Below are 19830 nucleotides of genomic sequence, written 5' to 3' on the forward strand. Positions count from 1 at the left end.
AAACGCCTGACCGCTCCACTTCTCAGTAGCCGGTCCACTGTCAATAGCCCGCGGGCAGGGCCGTGAGCATGTCGCGCGTGACCGCGACCGCGTTGTCCGAGCTGCCGCCGCGCACCACGAGGGTGGCCCACGCGAGATCGCCGCGGTACCCGATGAACCAGGCGTGCGAACCGCCGTCCACCTCGGCCTCACCGGTCTTGCCGTACACCTCACCCTGATCGACGATGCGCTCGGCCGTACCGCCGAGCACCACCTTGCGCATCATCAGGCGCAGGCCGTCGATCACGTCGGGGGTCAACTGGGGGTGATCACCGGAGACCTGGGTCGGATGGCCCGCGATCAGATACGGCACCGGGGTCGAACCGTGCGCGACCGTCGCCGCCACCAACGCCATGCCGAACGGGCTGGCCACCACCTTGCCCTGGCCGATGCCGTCCTCGGCGCGCTGCACCAGGTCATCGTCGGGCGGCACCGAACCCGAGACCGTGGGCAGACCCGCCACCGTGTAGTCCGGGCCCAGGCCCAGAGCCGCCGCGGCCGTGCGCAGATCCCGGCCGCCCAGCTCCGAGGCGATCTTGGCGAAGGACGTGTTGCAGGAGCGTTCGTAGGCGGTGGCCATCGACACGGTGCCGACGCTGAACAGGTCGTAGTTGGGAATCGTGCGCTCCCCCACCACGATCTGGCTCGGGCACGGGACCGAGGTGTCGGGGGTGGCGTGGCCGGCGGTCATGGCCGCGGCGGCCGTCACCGTCTTGAAGGTCGAGCCGGGCGGGTAGAGGCCGGTCGCGGCGACCGGGCCGTCGGCGTCGGCCGCCTCGTTCTGGGCGATGGCCAGGATCGCGCCGGAGGAGGGTTGCAGCACCACCATCATGGCCTGCTCGGTGCGGGCGTCCACCGAGCGCTGGGCGGCGTTCTGGACATTGCGGTCCACGCTGAGCGAGAAGGACGGGGAGGTCTCGGGATCGACCTCCTGCAGCACATCGGTGTCGACGCCATTGGCGTTGACGGTCACCACGCTCCAGCCCGCCTTGCCGTCGACCTCGTCGATGACGGTCTTGCGGACCTGGGTCATCAGGTCCGGGGCGAAGCGGCGATCGGTGGGGACCAGATCGAATTCCTTGCTGAAGGTGACCCCGGGTAGGCCCAGCAGCTCCGAATTGACCTGGCCGAACTCCCATTCCGTGAGCAGGGCCGCGGTGTACGGGCCGTCGGACTTGCGGGCCGCGGTGAGCAGCGAGTCGGGGGTCAGGCGTTCGTCGAAGCGGCGCAGCGCATTCACCAGGGTCGCCGCGACGCCGCGCGCGTCGGCCGACGGGGACGGCTTGAACTTCACCCGGTACAGCGAACCCGGCACCATCACATCGCTGCCCGAACGCTCGTTCACGCGGGCGCGGGGGGCCGGATTCGAACGCAGTTGCAGCGTCTGGGTATTGCCGAGCCGCGGGTGGATGTCGGCGGAGGTCCAGCGCACCTCCCAGCGGCCCTCGGTGCGGCCCATCTGCAGCTGGCCCTTGTAGGTCCAGACGCGATCCTTGGGCAGATGCCACTGGTAGGTGTAGTCGACGATGGCGGTGTCGTCGGTGACGCGGGCATTGTCGGTGGTGGCCACCAGCTTCTCGGCCTGCAGCTGATCCCATGCCGAAGCCATTGCGGCCCGGGCCTTTTCGGGCTGGCTGGTGCGGTCGGCCGCCGCGTCCAGATCGTGGTCGGCGAAGGCGGAGACGAACGCCTCGGCGGACTGGGCGGGCCCCTGCGGACCCGACGAGCACCCGGCGGCGAACGCGGCGACCGGGAGGGCGACCGCGGTGGCGATCAGCGTGGCGAAGACCCGTGGTGACATCGGGTCAGATGCTAGAGCCAACTATCGGCAAACCGGTGCGACACACTGCACCGGAACGGATTTCAGGACCACATCACAGGTTGTCGGTCAGTCCAGCAGCACGGTCGCGAACGTGGCGATTTGCCGGAATCCCACCTTTTGATAGGCGCGGCGCGCAACCTCGTTGTAGCAGTTGACATACAGGCTGGCCGTGCGACCGGAGGACACCACGACATTCGCGACGGTCGCGGTACCGGCCGTGCCATGGCCCTGACCACGCCTTTCCGGATGCACCCAGACGCCCTGAATCTGCCCGGTCCGCCGCGAGAGCGCACCCACCTCGGCCTTGAAGACCACCTCGCCGTCCTCGAAACGCGCCCAGGCCCGGCCGGATTCGATGAGGCTCGACACCCGGCGGCGATAGCTGCGCCCGCCGTCGCCCGCGCGCGGGTCGATGCCGATCTCCTCGGTGAACATGGCGACCGCGGCGACCATGTAGCGATCGATCTCCTCGGGCCGCACCCGGCGCACCCGCAGATCCGGGGCCAGACTGGCGGGCCGCTCCAACGCCAGCAACGGCTGATCCTCGCGCAGTTCGCGGGCGGGGCCCCAATGGTTGCTCAGCATCTCCCACAGCGGCAGGGCCAGCTCGCGGCGGCCGACCACCGACGAGCACAACCGCGGGCCCTTGATCGCCCGCTCGGCGAAGGCCCGCATATCGTCGCGACCGCCGCGCAGCGGCACCAGATTCGCCCCCGAGAAGCACAGCGACTCCGCCGGTCCCCCGCGACTCCACAGCTCCCCGTACGCCCCGCGCGGGTCCAGCCCGTACTCCTGCAGGCGCGCGGCGACCATACAGGTCGCGACCGGATCGGCATCCAGCACGCGCAAAACCTGGGTCAGATCGCGGTTCGCGAGCTGACGGGCCCCGGATATCCGGCCCCGGCGAGTCGGCTCCAGCACACTCCGCACGCTCACAGCCTGCCAGAACTTCCCTGCCCGCGCCGCCCGATTGCCCCCAACCCACCGGTAACCAGCGAAAACCCCAAGCCTCCCACCCCGAACTGACCAGTTCGCGCCTGTCTCGGCGCAGCGAACAGCCCGGCCCGCGGCGGAAAGCCGTTGGGACCGGGCTGGTGTGGTGGGTGACTAGCCCGCGGTGACGACCGGGGCGCCGGAGGGGGCGTCGTCGCCCATTTCCTCGGCGAGGCGCATGGCCTCCTCGATGAGGGTTTCGACGATGAGGTGCTCGGGGACGGTCTTGATGACCTCGCCCTTGACGAAGATCTGGCCCTTGCCGTTGCCGGAGGCGACACCCAGGTCGGCCTCGCGGGCCTCGCCGGGGCCGTTCACGACGCAGCCCATGACGGCCACGCGCAGCGGCACCTCCATGCCTTCCAGACCGGCGGTGACCGCGTTGGCCAGGGTGTAGACGTCGACCTGGGCGCGACCGCAGGACGGGCAGGAGACGATCTCCAGCTTGCGCGGGCGCAGGTTGAGCGACTGCAGGATCTGGGTGCCGACCTTGATCTCCTCGGCGGGCGGGGCCGAGAGCGAGACGCGGATGGTGTCGCCGATGCCCTCGGAGAGCAGCGCGCCGAAGGCGACGGCGGACTTGATGGTGCCCTGGAACGCCGGACCGGCCTCGGTCACGCCCAGGTGCAGCGGGTAGTCGCACTTGGCGGCGAGCTGGCGGTAGGCCTCGACCATGACGACGGGGTCGTTGTGCTTGACCGAGATCTTGATATCGCCGAAGCCGTGCTCCTCGAACAGGCTCGCCTCCCACAGCGCGGACTCGACCAGCGCCTCGGGGGTGGCCTTGCCGTACTTCTCCAGCAGCCGCTTGTCCAGCGAGCCCGCGTTGACGCCGATGCGCAGCGGGATGCCCGCGTCCCCGGCCGCCTTGGCGACCTCCTTGACGCGGCCGTCGAATTCCTTGATGTTGCCCGGATTCACGCGCACCGCAGCGCATCCCGCGTCGATGGCGGCGAAGATGTAGCGCGGCTGGAAGTGGATGTCGGCGATCACCGGGATCTGGGACTTCTTGGCGATGGTCGCCAGCGCGTCCGCGTCCTCCTGGCGCGGGCACGCCACACGCACGATGTCACAGCCGGACGCGGTCAGCTCCGCGATCTGCTGCAGGGTGGCATTGATGTCATGGGTCTTGGTGGTGGTCATCGACTGGACCGAAACGGGGAACTCGCTACCCACTCCGACATTGCCCACCATCAGCTGGCGCGTCTTGCGCCGCGGTGCGAGGACGACCGCCGGTGCGGCCGGCATCCCCAAAGCGATGGCACTGCTCACGATCGGCTGCCTACTTTCGACTAAGTCCTCACCCTTACCGGCTCCGAGCTTACCGAGGCTCGAATACCGGTCGCCCTGTGACGGCGGCGACAAGGGTACCCGCGCCGGATGCAGGACTCGGAATCGGCCGGGGCCTACAGTTCTTATTCGTTGCACATGACGCGAAGGTTTACGGTCGGAATTGTGAAGGTAGCGAAACCGGATTCGTGGCCCACCAGCCCGGAAGAGGCTGTGGCACTGCAAGATCTCCTGCGCACCCGGGTGATCGCGCACAATCCCCGCCCACCCGAGTTCCGCACGATCGCGGGCCTTGACTCGGCCTACGACGATTCCGGCAACGTGGCCGCCGCCATAGTGGTGTTGGACGCCACAACCCTGGAGACCATCGAGGTCGCCACCGCCCGCGGCACCACGGATTTCCCCTACGTCCCCGGCCTGCTCGCCTTCCGCGAACTCCCCACCACCCTCGCCGCCCTCGAAAACCTCACCACCACACCGGATCTCTTCATCTGCGACTCCCAGGGCCTGGCCCACCCCCGCCGCTTCGGCTTCGCCTGCCACCTCGGCCTCCTGACGGGGATCCCCACCCTCGGCGTCGCCAAAAACGCCTGGGGTGAGTTCGACGAACCCGGCCATGAGCGCGGCTCCTCCAGCGTGATCACCATCGACGGCGACCCGGTAGGCCGAGCCCTCCGCACCCGCACCAACGTCAAACCAGTCTTCGTCTCGGTAGGCCACCTCATCGACCTCGACACCGCCTGCACCCAGGTCCTGGCCCTCACCCCCGAATACCGCCAACCCGAAACCACCCGCCGAGCCGACCACCTCTGTCGTCAACTCCTCCGCGACATCGCGGTCGGCGGGGCGGCTCGCCAGGACTGACACCGGCGGCCCCTACATTCGCGCGCCCTTGGCCAGATTGCAGTGGCGGCACAGGATTTGGAGGTTGTCGACGCTGGTCGCGCCGCCTCGGCTCCAGGGGATGATGTGGTCGAATTCGAGGTATTCCTGGGCGCCGCATTCGACGCATTTGCCGGCGTCGCGCTGCCAGACTCGGGACTTCACGTGTTGCGGGATCGCTCGGGAGTCGCGTTCGCCCGGGGCGAGTACGAGGCGTTTGGCGACGCGCAGTGTGCCTTCCAGTACCGCGGCGACGTATTCGGCGTCGGGGACGCGGTAGCGGCCGCCGCCCTTCGCGGTGGTCGCGGCGATGACGACGGTGTCGTACTCGCGTTGGATGGAAACGATTTTGGACCAGGTCGATTCGCTGCCGGCGCCCGTGCCGATGAAGCGCAGCTTCTTGCTGCTGCCGATGAGCCGTCCGGCGCTGTGTTTCGGGCCGCTGGCGAGGTTTCTGATCTGCACCGCGTTCACGTCCACGTGCAGCAGTTCGTCGGCCTCGAGGTGCAGGTCCGGGCGATGCACGCGGGGTAGCTCACCGGCCTTCACCTGGGTGAGCGCTCGGCCGCGCAGCATCCGCTGCCGGAGCTGTTCGATGGGCCGACCCATGGCGGACAGGTCCGCCGCGGCGTGCAACTCGGCAACGGTCCGGTCGAAATCGTCGAGCTCCCGCTGCTCGATCTCGTTGTCCGCGAAGGCGAAAGCCACCACGCGCTCCAGGTGGGCCAGGGCCAGCGGCCGCAATGCCTCGCGGCCCGCCACATCGCTGATCATGTGGTAGCGCAACATGGTCCAGAGTTCGTCCCAGCGCGGCCCGCGCGGGCCCGTCGCGGTGAGGACCTGCCAAGCCTGACCGCGCCAGGTCTCCAGTATTCGCCCGTACGCCGCCGGGTCGTGTGGCGGATGCGACTTCCAGCGCTCCTCGGTCCACGCCGTGCCGCTCCACCACCGCAGGCGGCCCGGATCCTCCGGCATCTCGTACCAGCCCGGCGACAGCGCGACCGGCGACGGAGCGCTCACCTCCGGCGACGGCGTCGGATCATCGTCCACCGTGACACCGAATTCCTCTGCGAGACCGCGCAATCCGCTGTCCCAGCCCTGCCCCACGGCACGGAATCGCCAGCCGCCCGCACGCCGATAGAACTCACCGAGGACCATGGCCTGCACGGCGTCCATGCGCGACACCGGGTATCGGAGCACCGGCCGCCCGGCCTCCTGAACGCTCAGCGCCAGTCCCGGAATCTCCCGAAACGATCCGGCGGGAACCGATCCCGCGATCACGACCCGATCGACACCGGATTCGATCCCCCTCAGATCCACCGCGAGGACGGCCCGCCCGGCCGTAACCTCTTGCAGCACTATGGCTCCGGACGGATGCCGGGGAGCGTTGAAGAAGACGAAATCGTCATCGGATCGAATCTTCCCCGTCTCGGCCAGCAGCAGCGCCTGCGGATCGACCTCCTGCCCCGAACCCCACTCCAACACCACCGAGACGGCCGACGCGGCCACGCGCGTATTCGCCCCACGCGTCAACTCCACGACGCAAACCCCAATTCCTCGTGCGCATTTCGCTACCGGCACACAGTACTCATCCACCCCGACACGCTGGCGAGTCCGCTGCGCACAGGCATACTTGAACAGCGTTCAAGCTCGAGGTAAGTTGCGTTGACATGACGAGCGAATTGTTGAATCTGTTGGTGGACAAGGCGTTACGGAAGGAGGCTCCCACGCGGGCGGAGGGGTTGGCGTTCCTGGCGGGTTCGGAACCGCTGATCGACGTGATCGCGGCGGGTGCACGGGTGCGGCGCGAGTTCTTCGGGATGCGCGTCAAGCTGAACACGATCATCAACATGAAAAGCGGCTTGTGTCCGGAGGATTGCGGCTACTGCTCCCAGCGGCTCGGTTCGAAATCCGAGGTCCTCAAGTACTCGTGGATTTCACCGGACGAGGCGGCTCAGGTCGCCGACCGTGCGATACGCGCGGGCGCGAAGCGCGTTTGCCTCGTCGCGAGCGGGCGAGGGCCCGGCGAGCGTGACATCACTCGGATCGAAAACACCATTGCCGCAATCAAAGCCGACAATCCGAACGTCGAGATCTGCGCGTGCCTCGGGCTGTTGAACGAGGGACAGGCCGAACGGCTCGCGGCGGCGGGGGCATACGCCTACAGCCACAACCTGAATACGGCGGAAGCCCGCTACTCGGAAATCTGCACGACGCACACCTTCGCCGACCGGGTGGACACGCTCGCGCGCGCCGGTGCGGCCGGATTGTCTCCCTGCTCCGGGGCGATTTTCGGCATGGGCGAGTCCGACGCGGACATCGTCGACGTGGCGATCGCACTGCGCGAGCTCGACCCGGACTCGGTGCCGGTCAACTTCCTGATTCCCTTCGAGGGAACCCCGCTGGGCGACCGGTGGGACCTCACCCCGCAGCGCTGCCTGCGCATCCTCGCGCTGTTCCGGTTCTTCTTCCCCGACGTCGAGGTCCGGCTCGCGGGTGGTCGCGAGATCCACCTGCGCAGCATGCAGCCTTTGGCGCTGCACCTGGCCAACTCGATCTTCCTGGGCGACTACCTGACCAGTGAGGGCCAGCCCGGCGTCGACGACCGCCAGATGATCAGCGACGCCGGATTCACCATCGAGGGCGCGAACGAGCAATCACTCCCGCAGCCGCGCCACGACCTCGTCGCGCTGCGCCGGCGCGGTGCCGGAACGGACCTGCCCGCCAACGCCTGAAGCGATTCACCAAGCGCGGCAAGGGTTACGGGAACAGCTTGAAAGGGTTACGGGAACAGCTTGATCGGATTCACGATGTCGGCGACCAGGGTCAGGATCATGTACGCGCCGCCGATGACCACGACCACGTAGGTCGCGGGCAGCAGTTTCAGGTAGTCGACCGGGGCGCCGTCGGGCAGGCCCTTGCGCTTGCGGAACAGGTTGCGCAGCTTCTCGTAGAGGACCACGGCGATGTGGCCGCCGTCGAGGGGCAGCAGCGGGAGCAGGTTGAAGGCGCCGAGGAAGAAGTTCAGGCTGGCCAAGGTCATGACGAAGATCGACCAGCGATGGTGCTCGGCGGTCTCGCCACCGATCTTGCTGGCGCCGTAGACCGAGACCGGAGTCTCCGGATCACGGACGCCGCCGGTGACGGCGTGCCAGAGATCGACGACCTTGGACGGCATCTTGGCCAGGGATTGCACGGTGAGGACGGCGAAATGGCCGGTGAACGCGCCGGACGCCGGGATGGCGGAGAGCAGGTTGTACTGCACCGGATCGTAATAGTCCTGCCCCACACCGACCTTCGCGACGGTCTTCGGGGTGCCGTTCTTCTCCGGGTAGATCACGGCCATCTGCGGGGTGACGGGAAGGTCGAGGCGCCGACCGTCACGCTCGACCGTGTAGGTGAAGGTGCCGATCTGCTTCTGGGTCTCGGCGGTGAATTCCTTCCAGGTCTTCACCGGCACGCCGTTGACCGCGATCACCCGGTCGCCCCGCTGCAGGCCGGCGATTTGCGCCGGGCCCTGGCCGGTGCAGTCCTTGGCCTTCTGGTCCGGGTTCTGGTCGGCCACGCAGGAAGGCTGGGAGATCTGCGTTTCCGGCGGGGAATCCAGGCGCGGCAACCCCCAGCCGACGGCGAGCACCACGATCAGCAGGAAGCCGATCAGGAAGTTCATCAGGATGCCGCCGGACATGACCAGCAGCCGCTTCCAGGTGGCCTGCCGGTACATGGCCCGGTCGAGTTCCTCGGGCTCGAGCTCGTCGAGGGCGGTCATGCCCGCGATATCGCAGAACCCGCCCAGCGGCAGCGCCTTGAGACCGTATTCGGTCTCGCCGCGCCTCCACGAGAACACCTTGGGCCCGAAGCCGATGAAGTAGCGCCGCACCTTCATGCCGGTCGCCTGCGCGGTCCACATGTGACCGCATTCGTGCAGGGCGACCGAGGCCGTGATCCCGAGGGCGAACAGTATGAAGCCGATCGCGTAGCCCATCCGGTTACGAACCCTCCTGCTGTCAGCCGCGCACGAGCGTGCGTGCGGTGTCGCGCGCCCACGTATCGGCCGCGAGCACCTCGTCCAAGCTACCGGGTTCGGCCGACCAGCGGTCGGCGGACTCCACGACGCGCGCCACCGTGCGCACGATGTCGGGGAATCGGATGAGTCCGTCGAGGAAGGCCTGCACCGCGATCTCGTTGGCGGCGTTGTAGACCGCGGTCACGCAACCACCGGCCTCGCCCGCGCGGCGGGCCAGTTCGACGGCCGGGAAGACCTGGTTGTCGACCGGTTCGAAGGTCCAGGTGGACGCGGTGGAGAAATCGCAGGCGGCGGCCGCGCCCGGCACCCGGTCCGGCCAGCCCAGGGCCAGCGCGATGGGCAGCTTCATATCCGGCGGGCTGGCCTGGGCCAGGGTCGAGCCGTCCTTGAAGGTCACCATGGAATGCACGATGGACTGCGGGTGCACGGTCACGTCGATGTCCGCGTAGGGGACGCCGAACAGCAGATGCGTCTCGATCAGCTCCAGGCCCTTGTTCACCAGCGACGCCGAGTTCAGCGTGTTCATCGGACCCATGGACCAGGTCGGGTGCGTCTTGGCCTCGGCCGGATTCACCGACTCCAGCATCTCGGTGGTCCAGCCCCGGAACGGCCCGCCCGAGGCGGTCAGCACCAGCTTCGCCACCTCGTCGGCGCGCCCGCCGCGCAGGCACTGGGCCAGCGCCGAATGCTCGGAGTCGACCGGCACGATCTGGCCCGGCTTGGCCGCCCGCGTCACCAGCGAGCCGCCCGCGACCAGAGATTCCTTGTTAGCCAGGGCAAGCCGCCGTCCCGACTCCAGAGTGGCCAGGGTGGGCTCCAGGCCGAGCGAACCGACCAGTGCGTTCAAAACGACGTCCGCGTCGGTGCGCCGCACCAGCTCGGTCGCGGCGTCCGGACCGGCCAGCGCCACACCGAGTTTCGCCGCCGCGGCCTCATCGGCCACCGCCACGTTGCTGGTCCCGGTCGCCGCGATCTGCTGAGCCAGCAGCTCCGTATTGCCCCCTCGCGCGGCCAGCCCGACCACCTCGAAGCGGTCGGGATTGGCGGCGATCACCTCCAGCGCCTGCGTACCAATCGACCCGGTGCTGCCCAGCAGCAGAACTCTCACAACGTCCGACACGCGCCCATTCTCTCCTGCCCGGTTACGCGACTTGTCAACTCACCCCTACCTGCCCCCTCTGGGCCTTGGGGTTTCAGGGGGAACCCCTGAGAGTGACGAGAGTTGTCAACTCACCCCTACCCTGCTGGCTACGACGCCGGGTCGTATGTCACGATGATGCCCAGCAATCGATTCGAGCCGTAAAGGAGCCAAAGTGGCCGCCACGGAACTGGAACCCGCGCACCCGAAGGATGTCGTCACCAAGGTCGACACCGCCGAGGTTCCGTCCGCCGCGTGGGGCTGGAGCGGTGAATCGCGCCGGACCGCCCGCGCCGCCGGTTGGGTCGTCGTCGTGATCCTGCTGGCCATGCTGTTCGAGAACCAGCAGGGCAGCTCGTCGGGCACCGGCAATGTCGGTTACATCTTCCTGATCCTGTTCGCGGCCGGGCTGGCGTTCATCCTGATCCGCGACTCGATCCTGTCGCGCCGCCCGCGCTAGCAGCCGGTTCGGACGCGTAATCCCTTGCCCCACCGACTCGTTCGGTGGGGCATTCGGGTTTTGTCGGTGTCTTGCGGCACACTCGCTACGTCACAACGCAGTACGAGTAACCGGAGACACCATGCGCAAGATTCTGCCGTCCGCCCTGGTCGCCGTGGCCGCCACCGCGGCCCTCCTGGTCGGCCCGAGCGGCACCGCCCACGCCCAGTCCTGGGCCTGCGGCACCGCGGTCGATCTCATCAACGCGGCCATCGATCAGTACCCCAACGGCATCGACAACGACGGCCAGAAGGCGCTGGCCGCCAAGCTGCTCGGCATCGACGCCTCCGGTTCCGACAAGGCGGCCATCGCGGCCTTCGCCACCGCGCTCATCGATGACAATGTCACCGATCTGACCGACGCCATCGACGCGTTCAACGCCTCCTGCGCGTAGTTCAGAATCTGCCCCACACCTGACACCGGGGCATGAACACACGAATTCGGGCCGGATCGCCCCCTGCGATCCGGCCCGAATCATGTTCTGGCTCAGCGCCTCCTGCAAAGGCGCCGCTGATCAGATGCTCGGCGCGTTCAGACGGTTGAACAGGCCGATGCCGACCGCGACCGCGGCGACGCCACCGGTCAGCACCAGACCGGCCGCAGCGCCCAGCGGGATGCCGATGCCGGCGCCCATGATGCAGCCGCCGACCCAGCCCGGGAGCAGCACCGGGGTGCCGAGGACCGCGCCCAGCGCGCAGCCGCCGATGCCGCCGATGAGGGTGCCGATCAGGGTGCCCATGCCGGTCGCGATGCCGAACTGCGAGGAGGCGGCGGACCAGGCGGCGTCCTGATCGGCCTGGCTGGCGACGTCGTGCAGCACCGGAGCCGGGGCCGGGGTGGCGGCGGCCGGGTCCATGTTCGGGGTGAAAGTGGCGGTGTTGCCGTCGATCTGGGCGGCGACCGGGTGGGCCAGCCCGTCCATCTGGAAGGACAGCGGGAACGCGGTCACCAGGCCGCCGTCGGCGTCACGGACCTGGAACTGCCCGTCCTGCTGGGTAAGCGAACCGAGATCGGTCTTCAGCACGACCGACGCGCCCTCGATCTTGGCGTCCCAGTGGATGGCCTCGGCCGTGGGAGCCGGGGCGGGATCGGCGTAGGCGGTGCCGGCGCTGATTCCGAGGGCCGCGATGGCCAGGGCCGACGTGGCGGCGAACTTCTTGAATCGCATTACTTCTCGTCGCTTTCTTGAACGGGCGCTTCCCTCCAGGGAGCGAGGTCCTCATCGAGCACCCGGTACAAGAAAAGCCAGCAAATGTTGCCTATTTGTTGCTAAAACGTAGCGATAACAGGACTTTGAGTACGTTTTGCGTAAATGTCATGTTCCATAGCTATTGGTACAACACTTGCAGCAATCTTTCGGAATACGCGAAAGGCCCCCTCCGAACAGCCGTCGGAGCGGGCCTTTTGCGTCGCGAACTTCCGGCTATCCCTGCTCGGCCGGGTTGTTGATGCGGTTGAAGAAGACGATTCCGACAACGATCGCGGCGGGCACGCCGACCAGCACCAGACCGGCGGCGGCACCGAGGGTGATACCGACCGCGGCACCGGCCATGCAGCCACCGACCCAGCCGGGCAGCAGGCCCGGGGTACCCATGACAGCGCCGGCGACGCAGCCGAGCGCACCGCCGATGATGGTGCCGACCAGGGTGCCGATGGCGGTGGCCAGACCGAACTGGGTGGCCGCCGCGCCCACGGCATCATCGAAGCTCGACTGCTTCGAGCTGGTCACGTCGTGCAGCAGCGGGTTGGCCGGGCGAGCGGCGGCGGGGTCGGTGTTCGGGACCAGGGTGGCGCGCAGACCCTCGACGGTCGCCTGAATCGGGTGATCCAGGTCGTCCACGGTGTAGGCCAGCGGAACCGCGGTGAGCACGTTCCCGGCGTTGTCGCGGACCTGGAGCTGACCGTTGTCGGTGGAGAGCGAGCCCTGGTCGATGTCGACGACGACGGCGTTGCCCTCGACCTTGGCGTTCCAGTGGATGCCGGGGGCGACCTGGTCGATGCCCTGGTTCACACCGTCGATGAGGGAAGGAATAACCGGTACGGGAGCCGGGGCCGGGGCGGGATCCGCGTGGACTACACCGGCGGTGACACCGAGTGCCGCGATGACCATGGTCGAAGTGGCGGCCAGTTTGCTGAACTGCATTTCACTTGCTTTCTTCCGGGTGTTGACCTTCCTCTGGGTGCTTCCCGAGAGCGAAGTGGACGTGGGGTTTCGGGCGTCCGGGTCAAGTGTCCAGTAAGAATAAGCTGAGAAATAGCGACAAATGTCCTTTGATAGCTGATGTCACTCAGTGCCACAAAGCGTGAGCCGGGCCACTGATCACCGCGTCACCGCCGGAAGCGCTCCCTGAGCTGCGGATCGTTCTCCCACCACAGGCCGCTGGACACCGGTTCGCCGTCCTCCTCGATATCGAGTTCGGCATCCGTCTCCTTCGCCTTGCGCGTCTCGTCCGCCGCGAACGCGCGCATGACGACCAGCGAATAGACCAGCCCGAGCAGATCGCCGAGCAGCCAGAGGATGCCCGCGCCGATGGTCTGATCCAACCGCGCGTCCGGCCCCCAGGTGCGGCCGAGCGAGGAGTAGTAACCGGCGGCGACGAGCGGGCCCAGCCACAGCACGATCCCGAGAATGCCGTCGGCCAGCGATTCGGCGATGGTGATGAGCAGCGACAGCCCCTGGGTGAAATGCTTGGCCACCGGGTCGATCTGGAGTCGCGAATAGAAGTACAGGAATCCGATGAGCGCCACGATGATCCGGGTCAGCGCGTCCACTCCCCCGTGCCGCAGCACCGCCTCGTACCAGGGCGAGAGGAACAGCGCCCAGGGCAGGAGCAGGATCAGCACGGACGCGGTGGCCGGATGGGTGAGCACCCGGGCGACATCCCCGGAAAGCATGGCGTCCAGGCGTTTCCGCCCCGCCGGTCCCAGCGCGGCCCGCAGCACCGTGAACGGCGCACCGGCCGCGAGCGCGAACGGCACCAGGTAGAGCAGGATCAGCACCTGCAGCGCCCGCACCCAGAACAGCGTGTCGGAGTAGACGCCGATGAACCCGAGCCCGGAATACAGCCACACCCCGAGCCCGCCGACCGCGAAGCACACCGCCCGCCCCGTCGAAAGCCGTTCGCCGCGTTGGCGCCCCCTCACGAAGCAGATCGCGTAGCCGATCCCCAGTAGCGCCGTGACCAGCACGGTCACCCCGTCCCACCGCCATGAGCTCACCAAACCGGCCATCCGCAGCGGTGTTTCGGTCGCGATCACGGCGTCAAGTATGCGCCGCGCGGGTCGGCCTCAGGCCGGGAGGGCGATGTGGGGGTCGGTGGTGAGGTAGGGCTCGGCGTGCGGGCCGGTGGCGAAGCCGCGCAGGACGGTGGCGATGGCGTGGCGGATGGCGGCCTCGCGTTCGGCGTCCTCGACATCGGCCAGGGGGCCGTCGACGATGAGCGTGGCCAGGCCGTGGATGGCCGCCCAGGCCGTGAATTCCGCGCCGGGGCGTTGGCGCGGATCCATGAAGCCGAGCGCTACCAGCGCGTCGAGGCCGACGCCGATGAGTTGGAAGATCGGATCCTCCAACACGTCCTCATCCTTGTGGACGTCGAGATCGCTGCCGCAGAACGCGGTTCGGAACAGGCCGCGCTCGCGGGAGGCGTATTCGATGTAGGCGCGGCCGGCGGTGGCCAGGCGGGCGATGGCGGTGGTGGTCGGATCCGCTTGCTCGGCAACGCCGTTCATGGCGCTGGCGAGGGCTTCGAAGAGCGCGGCCTCGGCCTGCTCGTGGACGGCGGCCAGCAATTCCTCGTGCCCGCTGAAGTGCCGGTAGGCGGCGGTGGCGGTGACGCCGACCGCGCGGGCGGCGGCGCGGACGGTGACCGCGGCGGGGCCGCCGATCTCGGCGAGTTGCGCGGAGGCGGTCACCAGGGCGTTGCGCAGGTCCCCGTGGTGGTAGGGGGCCTCGCGAACGGGTCGCTGAGCTGCATCGCCGGTGACGTCCACGACATCGATGTTGACACCCGTACAGATTCGATGGCAAGTTAACACCCATAAAGTTCACGCCTGTAAACATCCCTCGCGCATCCGAGAGGAATCACCCATGAGCGCACTACTGGGGCGCCTCGGCGACTTCGCCTTCCGACGCCGCGGCCTGGTCGTCTCGATCTGGGCCCTGGTACTCATCGCCGTGGTCGGCGGCGCGGCCCTCGCCGGCGGCCGCCTCGACGACCGCTTCACCGTGCCGGGCGCCGAATCCCAGCACGCGCTGGACACCTTGACCGAGACCGCGCCCGACGCGGCGGGCGCCACCGCGCAGCTGGTCTTCACCGCGCCCGAGGGGCACCTCATCACCGAAGCGCCCTATCACGCGGCCATCGCGCACACCCTCGAGACGGCCGGGACCGCGCCGGGAGCGATCGGGGTGACGACACCGCAGCAGGCGGGAGCGGTCTCCGCCGATCAGCGGACCGCGGTCGGCGTGGTGCATTTCGACGGCGATCGCTCCAAGGTGAGCGCCGACGCGCGGGCGGCGGTCGAGAAGTCCGGCGACTCGGCGCGTGCGGCCGGGCTGGAGGTCTCGGTCGGCGGATCCGCCTACGGGGCAGGCGATATACAGCCGGGCATCACCGAGATCCTCGGTCTCGCCGTGGCGGTGCTGGTCCTGCTGATCACCTTCGGCTCCCTGCTCGCCGCCGGAATGCCTTTGCTCTCAGCGGTTTTCGGCATCGCCGTCACGGTCGGCGGGCTGTTCGCGCTGAGCGCCGTGGTCCCGGTGTCCTCGACCGCTCTCACGCTGGCGCTCATGCTGGGCCTGGCGGTCGGAATCGACTACGCGTTGTTCATCCTGTCCCGGCATCGCTCCCAGTTGGCGGCCGGACTGGCACGGCGCGCATCGGCCCGTCGCGCCAACGAAACCGCGGGCAGCGCCGTCGTTTTCGCGGGTATCACGGTGATCATCGCACTGGCAGCGCTGAGCGTGATCGGTATTCCGTTCCTGACCGTCATGGGCCTGGCCGCCTCGGGAGCGGTGCTGGTCGCCGTGGCCGTGGCACTCACACTGCTGCCCGCGCTGGCCGGATTCGCCGGACACCGTCTGGCTCCGCACCCCGGATCCCGGGCCCATCGCCGGATCACCGCCGCGGGCGACAGCACGACACCGGACCGGAACAGCGCCGCCTCGCGCTCCGACAGCATGGGCGCGAGGTGGGCGCGGCTGGTGACCGCGCGGCCGGTGGTCACTGTCGTGGCGGTGGCCGGGGCGTTGATCCTGCTCGCCCTGCCGGTCGCGTCGCTGCGGACGGCCTTGCCGGACAACGGTTCCGCCGCCGTGGGAAGCGGTCCGCGGCAGGCCTACGACACCATTGCCGAGCAGTTCGGTCCGGGATTCAACGGCCCGCTGGTCGTGGTCGTGGACGGCGACGCGAGTGCGGCGGCGACCGTCGCGGACTCGGTGCGCAAGCTGCCCGACGTCGCCTATGTGCTGCCGCCGCAGCCGACCCAGCGCGCGGGTCAGTCGCTGGTGATGGTGGTTCCGGCCAGCGCGCCGGAATCGCAGCAGACCACCGATCTGGTGCACGCCATCCGTGACCGAGTGCCCGATGCGGTGCCCGGGGCCGAGGTGGCGGTGACCGGCGATACCGCCGTCACCATCGATGTCTCGCAACGGCTTTCGGCGTCGTTGCTGCCGTTCCTGGCCATCGTGGTCGGCCTGAGTCTGTTGCTGCTGGTCGTGGTGTTCCGTTCGATCGCGGTGCCGGTGAAGGCGGCGCTCAGCTTCCTGCTGTCGGTGGCGGCGGCGCTGGGTACCACGGTGGCGGTGTTCCAATGGGGTTGGGCCGCGGAGCTGTTCGGGGTGGCGAAGGTCGGACCGATGGTGAGCGTGCTGCCGATCATCCTGGTGGGCGTGCTGTTCGGGCTGGCCATGGACTACGAGGTGTTCCTGGTGTCCGGCATTCGCGAACAGTGGCTGCACCAAGGTGATTCGAAGACGTCGATCGTCGAGGGCACCCGCCACAATGCCCGGGTGGTCACCGCGGCGGCCACCATCATGGTGGTGGTCTTCGCCTCGTTCGTGCCGATCGAGGACGCCATGGTCAAGCCGATCGCGTTCGCGCTGGCGGTGGGTGTGCTGGTGGACGCGTTCGCGGTGCGCCTGACCCTGGTGCCCGCGGTGCTGGCGCTGCTGGGGCGTGCGGCGTGGTGGCTGCCGCGCCGCCTGGACCGGATCCTGCCGGAGCTGAATATCGAAGGGCCGCAGGAGAAGAGCGAGGAGCGACCGGCGGAGCTGGCCTCGGTGTGATCCGGCGACCCCGGCCTCGGTGTGATCCGGGGTCGGGGTCAGTCGGTCTCGTGGGCAGGTTCGTGGGTCGCCTCGTACTCCGCTTCGAAGGCCTTCTCGCGCCGGCTCTCCCGGATCTTCCACACGATGAGCCCGAGCACGACGATGACGGCGACCGCGATGGCGATATCGCGGCCGACCGCCTTCGCCACCCGCTCGTAGGACTGCCCCGCCACGTACCCCAGCACCACGAACGTTGTGCCCCAGACGATTCCACCGGCGGCATTGAAGATCAGGAAGCGGCGGTAGGGCATTCGCGAGGTCCCGGCCAGCGCGGGCATCATGGCTCGGAAGAACGCGGTGAACCGTCCCAGGAACACCGCCCAGCCGCCGCGCCGGGCCAGGTAGTCCTGGGCCTTGTCGAGCCGCCCGCGATGCTTGTCCAGCATCTTGGCCTGCAGCAGTCGCGGGCCGACGTGCTTGCCGACCTCGTATCCCACACTGTCGCCGATGATCGCGGCGGCCACCACGAGCACGATCATCACGCCGAGCACCACGTGCCCCTGGCTGGCCGCCACCCCGCCGAGCACCGCCGCGGTCTCGCCCGGGATCACGAAGCCGACGAAGATCGCGTCCTCGGCGAACACCAGCAGGGTGACGATGAGGTACACCCAGACCGGGGCGATATCCAATATCCGGTGCAGCAGCGAGTTCATGTCCGCAACGGTACCCAGGCCGCCGGATTCAGGTCGCGCGATCGTCCTCGGGCCGCCGCCGCAGCAGCCACCACAGGCCCAGACCGCAGCCCACCGCCAGCGCGGTCGCCGCCCAGCCCGGCGCGAACGAGCTGAAATCGCTGATGGTGCAGGGTTTTCCGGGTTCGACCAGCAGGCAGTGGCCGCGACGGGTGTAGTCGCGCAGCGCCAGCACTGGTGAGGGCGCGTACAGCAGCACGATGCCGAGCACGCGGGTGGACCCGTAGCGCGGGGTGACCGCGCCGAAGCAGTAGCCCGCCAGCAGCGACAGCAGACCGTGCCCGAGACCGGTGAGGATCGCGGGGTGCCCGGCCGCGACCACCAGCACCGCGAACACCGAGATCCCGATGATGCCGACCGCCGCGACACGCATTCCGGGCCACCGGGTTCCGGCCAGCAGGCCGAGCCCGACCAGCACCATGTACAGCGGCAGCGACCACCCCGGCAGCCGGGTGACCAGAATCGCGCTACCCGCGCCCGCCAGCGCCACCGCCAGCAGCACCTGCGCGCCGTCGCGATCGGGCAGCAGCAGCGCCGCCAGCATCGCGGCCAAGGCCGTGGCCAGAATCGTGATCGCGATATCGCGCGGACTGTCGCCGTGCCGGGCGAGCACGGTGGAGCAGAGCAGGCTCACCCCGATCATCAGCGCGCCCGCGATGATCGGCACGATCGGCAGTTGCAGCGAATAGGGTTCGGCCGGTTGCGATCCCGGCTCCCGCAGGAACCGCCACGCGATCAGGGCGAGCGCCAGCGCGATGAACCACAGCGGCGGCGCGTCGAGGGCGGGCCAGTTCTGCGGGAAGTGCTGATCGATGACCCGGGATTGGGTCTCCGGCGCGATCTGCTGCAGGACGACTCCGCCGATGGCCCCGAGCAGCCAGGCCAAAGCCGTCCAGGAGTACCGGGATTCGATGTGCGAGCGCGACAGCACGGCCGCGCCCGAGCCGCCGAAGATGAGGCCGCCGGCGATCGAGTCGAGGAAGTTCAGGGTGGCGAGCGAGGTGCCCAGCACCGCGTGCCGCCCCAGCAGATGGTTCACGAACAGCAGCGCCGCGCCGCCCAGCGCCACGCCCCAGCGCAGGCTCTGCCCGCCCAGCGCGGTGGCCAGCACCGCCGCGACCACGGCAATCAGCGAACCGGCCGCAATCGCCTGCGGCAGACTGAAAACCAGCAGATCCAGCCGTAGCGCCGTACTCCGCGAGGTCCAGGCGAAGTCGATCGGCACCATGAGCGACAGCCCAGCGATTAGGGCGGCGACAAACGCGGTGGCCGCCTCCAAGCCCTCCCGACCCCACCGGACCGTCATCGAAGCCCGAGCGGACGCGATCCGGAAACCCGCTGATCTGCACCCATTCCGTCAGGTTAGCAATTATTCAGCTACCAACCGGGGAGGCTGGAACCGACCGCCGCCGCAGCAGCAACCAGGTCGCCAGGATCATCACGATGATGGACGGTTTGCCCAGGGTCAGGGTGGCCATGCCGAGCAGGACCACCTGGTTCGCCAGGTACAGCGGGACGATCACCACCAGGTGGATCACCCAGAAGACGACCCAGCCCAAGGTGATTCGGCGATGGGTGGCCAGGCGTTCGACGGAGACCTCGGCCGCCTCCAGACGCAGCCGCTGGGTCAGCGACAGGATGAGCGGACGTCGACCGACCAGCGTCGCGCCGGTGCCCACGATGAACAGCACGCAGAGGATCAGGTCGGGCAGATAGAAGTCGCGCCCCCGACCGGTACACAGCACGAACACCGAATACACCGCGACCAGCGCGATGGAGACGCCGACCGTCTTGGCGGATTCACCGCGCAGCAGCCGCAGACCACCGAGCGCCACCGCCACACCGAGCGCGACGGCGATCCCGATCCACGGATCGAACAGCTTGAAGCCGAGCAGGAACCCAACGGCGGGCGCGGCCCCGTCGGCAATGTGCCGAGGCCCGTGATGCTCGAAAAACTTCGCCCGCGCGTCCTTCAGGTCGCGACGCCAGTGACCTGTCTCACCCATGCGCGCGACCCTACTGCAGGCCATCTGCAATTCTGAAGGGTTTCCCAAAAAAGCACCCGCTTAGTTGGTTGGCCCGATCACCGCGAAGGCGGAAATCAACGCGACCCCCATGGC

General features: G+C 68.5%; 18 protein-coding genes. 5 read left to right on the plus strand and 13 right to left on the minus strand.

The window, feature by feature from the left end:
• Nucleotides 1-40 precede the first annotated feature (40 nt).
• The 3 genes from ACAM49_RS08150 to ispG all read right to left on the minus strand — a co-directional run bounded on the left by ACAM49_RS08150 (nt 41) and on the right by ispG (nt 4126).
• Nucleotides 41-1840 (minus strand): penicillin-binding transpeptidase domain-containing protein, encoded by a 1800-nt coding sequence (locus ACAM49_RS08150; protein ID WP_369634829.1) that lies wholly within the window; start codon nt 1838-1840, stop codon nt 41-43.
• Nucleotides 1841-1927: 87 nt separating this feature from the next.
• On the minus strand, nt 1928-2791 hold the full coding sequence (locus tag ACAM49_RS08155) for a GNAT family N-acetyltransferase (RefSeq protein WP_369634830.1): 864 nt from the start codon (nt 2789-2791) through the stop codon (nt 1928-1930).
• A 177-nt stretch (nt 2792-2968) separates the two neighbouring features.
• Nucleotides 2969-4126: a flavodoxin-dependent (E)-4-hydroxy-3-methylbut-2-enyl-diphosphate synthase gene (ispG, locus tag ACAM49_RS08160; RefSeq protein ID WP_369634831.1), complete on the minus strand. Its 1158-nt coding sequence runs from the start codon at nt 4124-4126 to the stop codon at nt 2969-2971.
• A 183-nt stretch (nt 4127-4309) separates the two neighbouring features.
• Between ispG and ACAM49_RS08165 the strand changes: the two genes are divergently transcribed.
• Entirely contained in the window at nt 4310-5008 is a 699-nt protein-coding gene (locus tag ACAM49_RS08165; protein ID WP_369634832.1) for an endonuclease V, read from the plus strand.
• A gap of 12 nt (nt 5009-5020) precedes the next feature.
• On the opposite strand, the gene ACAM49_RS08170 is transcribed toward ACAM49_RS08165, so the two are convergent.
• A complete protein-coding gene (locus tag ACAM49_RS08170) occupies nt 5021-6565 on the minus strand; it encodes a TerD family protein (protein WP_369634833.1) in 1545 nt (514 codons plus the stop codon).
• Between the two features lie 131 nt (nt 6566-6696).
• On the opposite strand from ACAM49_RS08170, the gene bioB reads away from it, so the two are divergent.
• Nucleotides 6697-7761, plus strand: a complete 1065-nt coding sequence (gene bioB, locus ACAM49_RS08175) for a biotin synthase BioB (RefSeq protein WP_369634834.1) — start codon at nt 6697-6699, stop codon at nt 7759-7761.
• A 47-nt stretch (nt 7762-7808) separates the two neighbouring features.
• On the opposite strand, the gene ACAM49_RS08180 is transcribed toward bioB, so the two are convergent.
• Both ACAM49_RS08180 and dxr read right to left on the minus strand, forming a co-directional pair.
• Nucleotides 7809-9011, minus strand: a complete 1203-nt coding sequence (locus tag ACAM49_RS08180) for an RIP metalloprotease (RefSeq protein WP_369634835.1) — start codon at nt 9009-9011, stop codon at nt 7809-7811.
• 22 nt (nt 9012-9033) lie between these two features.
• Complete coding sequence (dxr, locus tag ACAM49_RS08185) at nt 9034-10173, minus strand: 1-deoxy-D-xylulose-5-phosphate reductoisomerase (RefSeq protein WP_369634836.1); 1140 nt, start codon at nt 10171-10173, stop codon at nt 9034-9036.
• A 193-nt stretch (nt 10174-10366) separates the two neighbouring features.
• On the opposite strand from dxr, the gene ACAM49_RS08190 reads away from it, so the two are divergent.
• Together ACAM49_RS08190 and ACAM49_RS08195 are read left to right on the plus strand one after the other, a co-directional pair.
• Nucleotides 10367-10651: a DUF2631 domain-containing protein gene (locus ACAM49_RS08190; protein WP_328601517.1), complete on the plus strand. Its 285-nt coding sequence runs from the start codon at nt 10367-10369 to the stop codon at nt 10649-10651.
• A 121-nt stretch (nt 10652-10772) separates the two neighbouring features.
• On the plus strand, nt 10773-11084 hold the full coding sequence (locus ACAM49_RS08195; protein ID WP_369634837.1) for a hypothetical protein: 312 nt from the start codon (nt 10773-10775) through the stop codon (nt 11082-11084).
• Between the two features lie 120 nt (nt 11085-11204).
• On the opposite strand, the gene ACAM49_RS08200 is transcribed toward ACAM49_RS08195, so the two are convergent.
• The 4 genes from ACAM49_RS08200 to ACAM49_RS08215 all read right to left on the minus strand — a co-directional run bounded on the left by ACAM49_RS08200 (nt 11205) and on the right by ACAM49_RS08215 (nt 14680).
• The gene (locus ACAM49_RS08200) at nt 11205-11858 is read right to left on the minus strand and encodes a hypothetical protein (protein WP_369634838.1); all 654 of its coding nucleotides are present in this window, start codon (nt 11856-11858) and stop codon (nt 11205-11207) included.
• Nucleotides 11859-12113: 255 nt separating this feature from the next.
• Nucleotides 12114-12833, minus strand: coding sequence for a hypothetical protein (locus tag ACAM49_RS08205; protein WP_369634839.1), 720 nt, complete (start codon nt 12831-12833; stop codon nt 12114-12116).
• Nucleotides 12834-13018: 185 nt separating this feature from the next.
• Nucleotides 13019-13948 carry a cytochrome c oxidase assembly protein gene (locus tag ACAM49_RS08210; protein ID WP_369634840.1) on the minus strand — a complete coding sequence of 310 codons (930 nt, stop codon included), beginning with the start codon at nt 13946-13948 and terminating at the stop codon, nt 13019-13021.
• A 30-nt stretch (nt 13949-13978) separates the two neighbouring features.
• Nucleotides 13979-14680, minus strand: coding sequence for a WHG domain-containing protein (locus ACAM49_RS08215; protein WP_369634841.1), 702 nt, complete (start codon nt 14678-14680; stop codon nt 13979-13981).
• Nucleotides 14681-14777: 97 nt separating this feature from the next.
• Here ACAM49_RS08215 and ACAM49_RS08220 point away from each other — a divergent pair, with 97 nt between their 5' ends.
• Nucleotides 14778-16976, plus strand: coding sequence for an MMPL family transporter (locus ACAM49_RS08220; RefSeq protein ID WP_369634842.1), 2199 nt, complete (start codon nt 14778-14780; stop codon nt 16974-16976).
• 38 nt (nt 16977-17014) lie between these two features.
• On the opposite strand, the gene ACAM49_RS08225 is transcribed toward ACAM49_RS08220, so the two are convergent.
• The 3 genes from ACAM49_RS08225 to ACAM49_RS08235 all read right to left on the minus strand — a co-directional run bounded on the left by ACAM49_RS08225 (nt 17015) and on the right by ACAM49_RS08235 (nt 19716).
• Complete coding sequence (locus ACAM49_RS08225; RefSeq protein WP_369634843.1) at nt 17015-17671, minus strand: DedA family protein; 657 nt, start codon at nt 17669-17671, stop codon at nt 17015-17017.
• Between the two features lie 28 nt (nt 17672-17699).
• Nucleotides 17700-18938 (minus strand): hypothetical protein, encoded by a 1239-nt coding sequence (locus tag ACAM49_RS08230; RefSeq protein WP_369634844.1) that lies wholly within the window; start codon nt 18936-18938, stop codon nt 17700-17702.
• A gap of 145 nt (nt 18939-19083) precedes the next feature.
• A complete protein-coding gene (locus ACAM49_RS08235; RefSeq protein ID WP_369634845.1) occupies nt 19084-19716 on the minus strand; it encodes a DUF3159 domain-containing protein in 633 nt (210 codons plus the stop codon).
• Nucleotides 19717-19830: the final 114 nt, after the last annotated feature.

Origin of the sequence: Nocardia sp. JMUB6875, assembly GCF_041154655.1 — a bacterium.
Taxonomy (GTDB): domain Bacteria; phylum Actinomycetota; class Actinomycetes; order Mycobacteriales; family Mycobacteriaceae; genus Nocardia.

Bases quoted from the DNA above. Each gene is read 5' to 3' on its own strand.
- ACAM49_RS08150 (WP_369634829.1), bottom strand. From the start codon at position 1,840: ATGTCACCACGGGTCTTCGCCACGCTGATCGCCACCGCGGTCGCCCTC.
- bioB (WP_369634834.1), top strand. From the start codon at position 6,697: ATGACGAGCGAATTGTTGAATCTGTTGGTGGACAAGGCGTTACGGAAG.
- ACAM49_RS08180 (WP_369634835.1), bottom strand. From the start codon at position 9,011: ATGGGCTACGCGATCGGCTTCATACTGTTCGCCCTCGGGATCACGGCC.
- ACAM49_RS08195 (WP_369634837.1), top strand. From the start codon at position 10,773: ATGCGCAAGATTCTGCCGTCCGCCCTGGTCGCCGTGGCCGCCACCGCG.
- ACAM49_RS08200 (WP_369634838.1), bottom strand. From the start codon at position 11,858: ATGCGATTCAAGAAGTTCGCCGCCACGTCGGCCCTGGCCATCGCGGCC.
- ACAM49_RS08205 (WP_369634839.1), bottom strand. From the start codon at position 12,833: ATGCAGTTCAGCAAACTGGCCGCCACTTCGACCATGGTCATCGCGGCA.
- ACAM49_RS08220 (WP_369634842.1), top strand. From the start codon at position 14,778: ATGAGCGCACTACTGGGGCGCCTCGGCGACTTCGCCTTCCGACGCCGC.
- ACAM49_RS08225 (WP_369634843.1), bottom strand. From the start codon at position 17,671: ATGAACTCGCTGCTGCACCGGATATTGGATATCGCCCCGGTCTGGGTG.
- ACAM49_RS08230 (WP_369634844.1), bottom strand. From the start codon at position 18,938: ATGGTGCCGATCGACTTCGCCTGGACCTCGCGGAGTACGGCGCTACGG.
- ACAM49_RS08235 (WP_369634845.1), bottom strand. From the start codon at position 19,716: ATGGGTGAGACAGGTCACTGGCGTCGCGACCTGAAGGACGCGCGGGCG.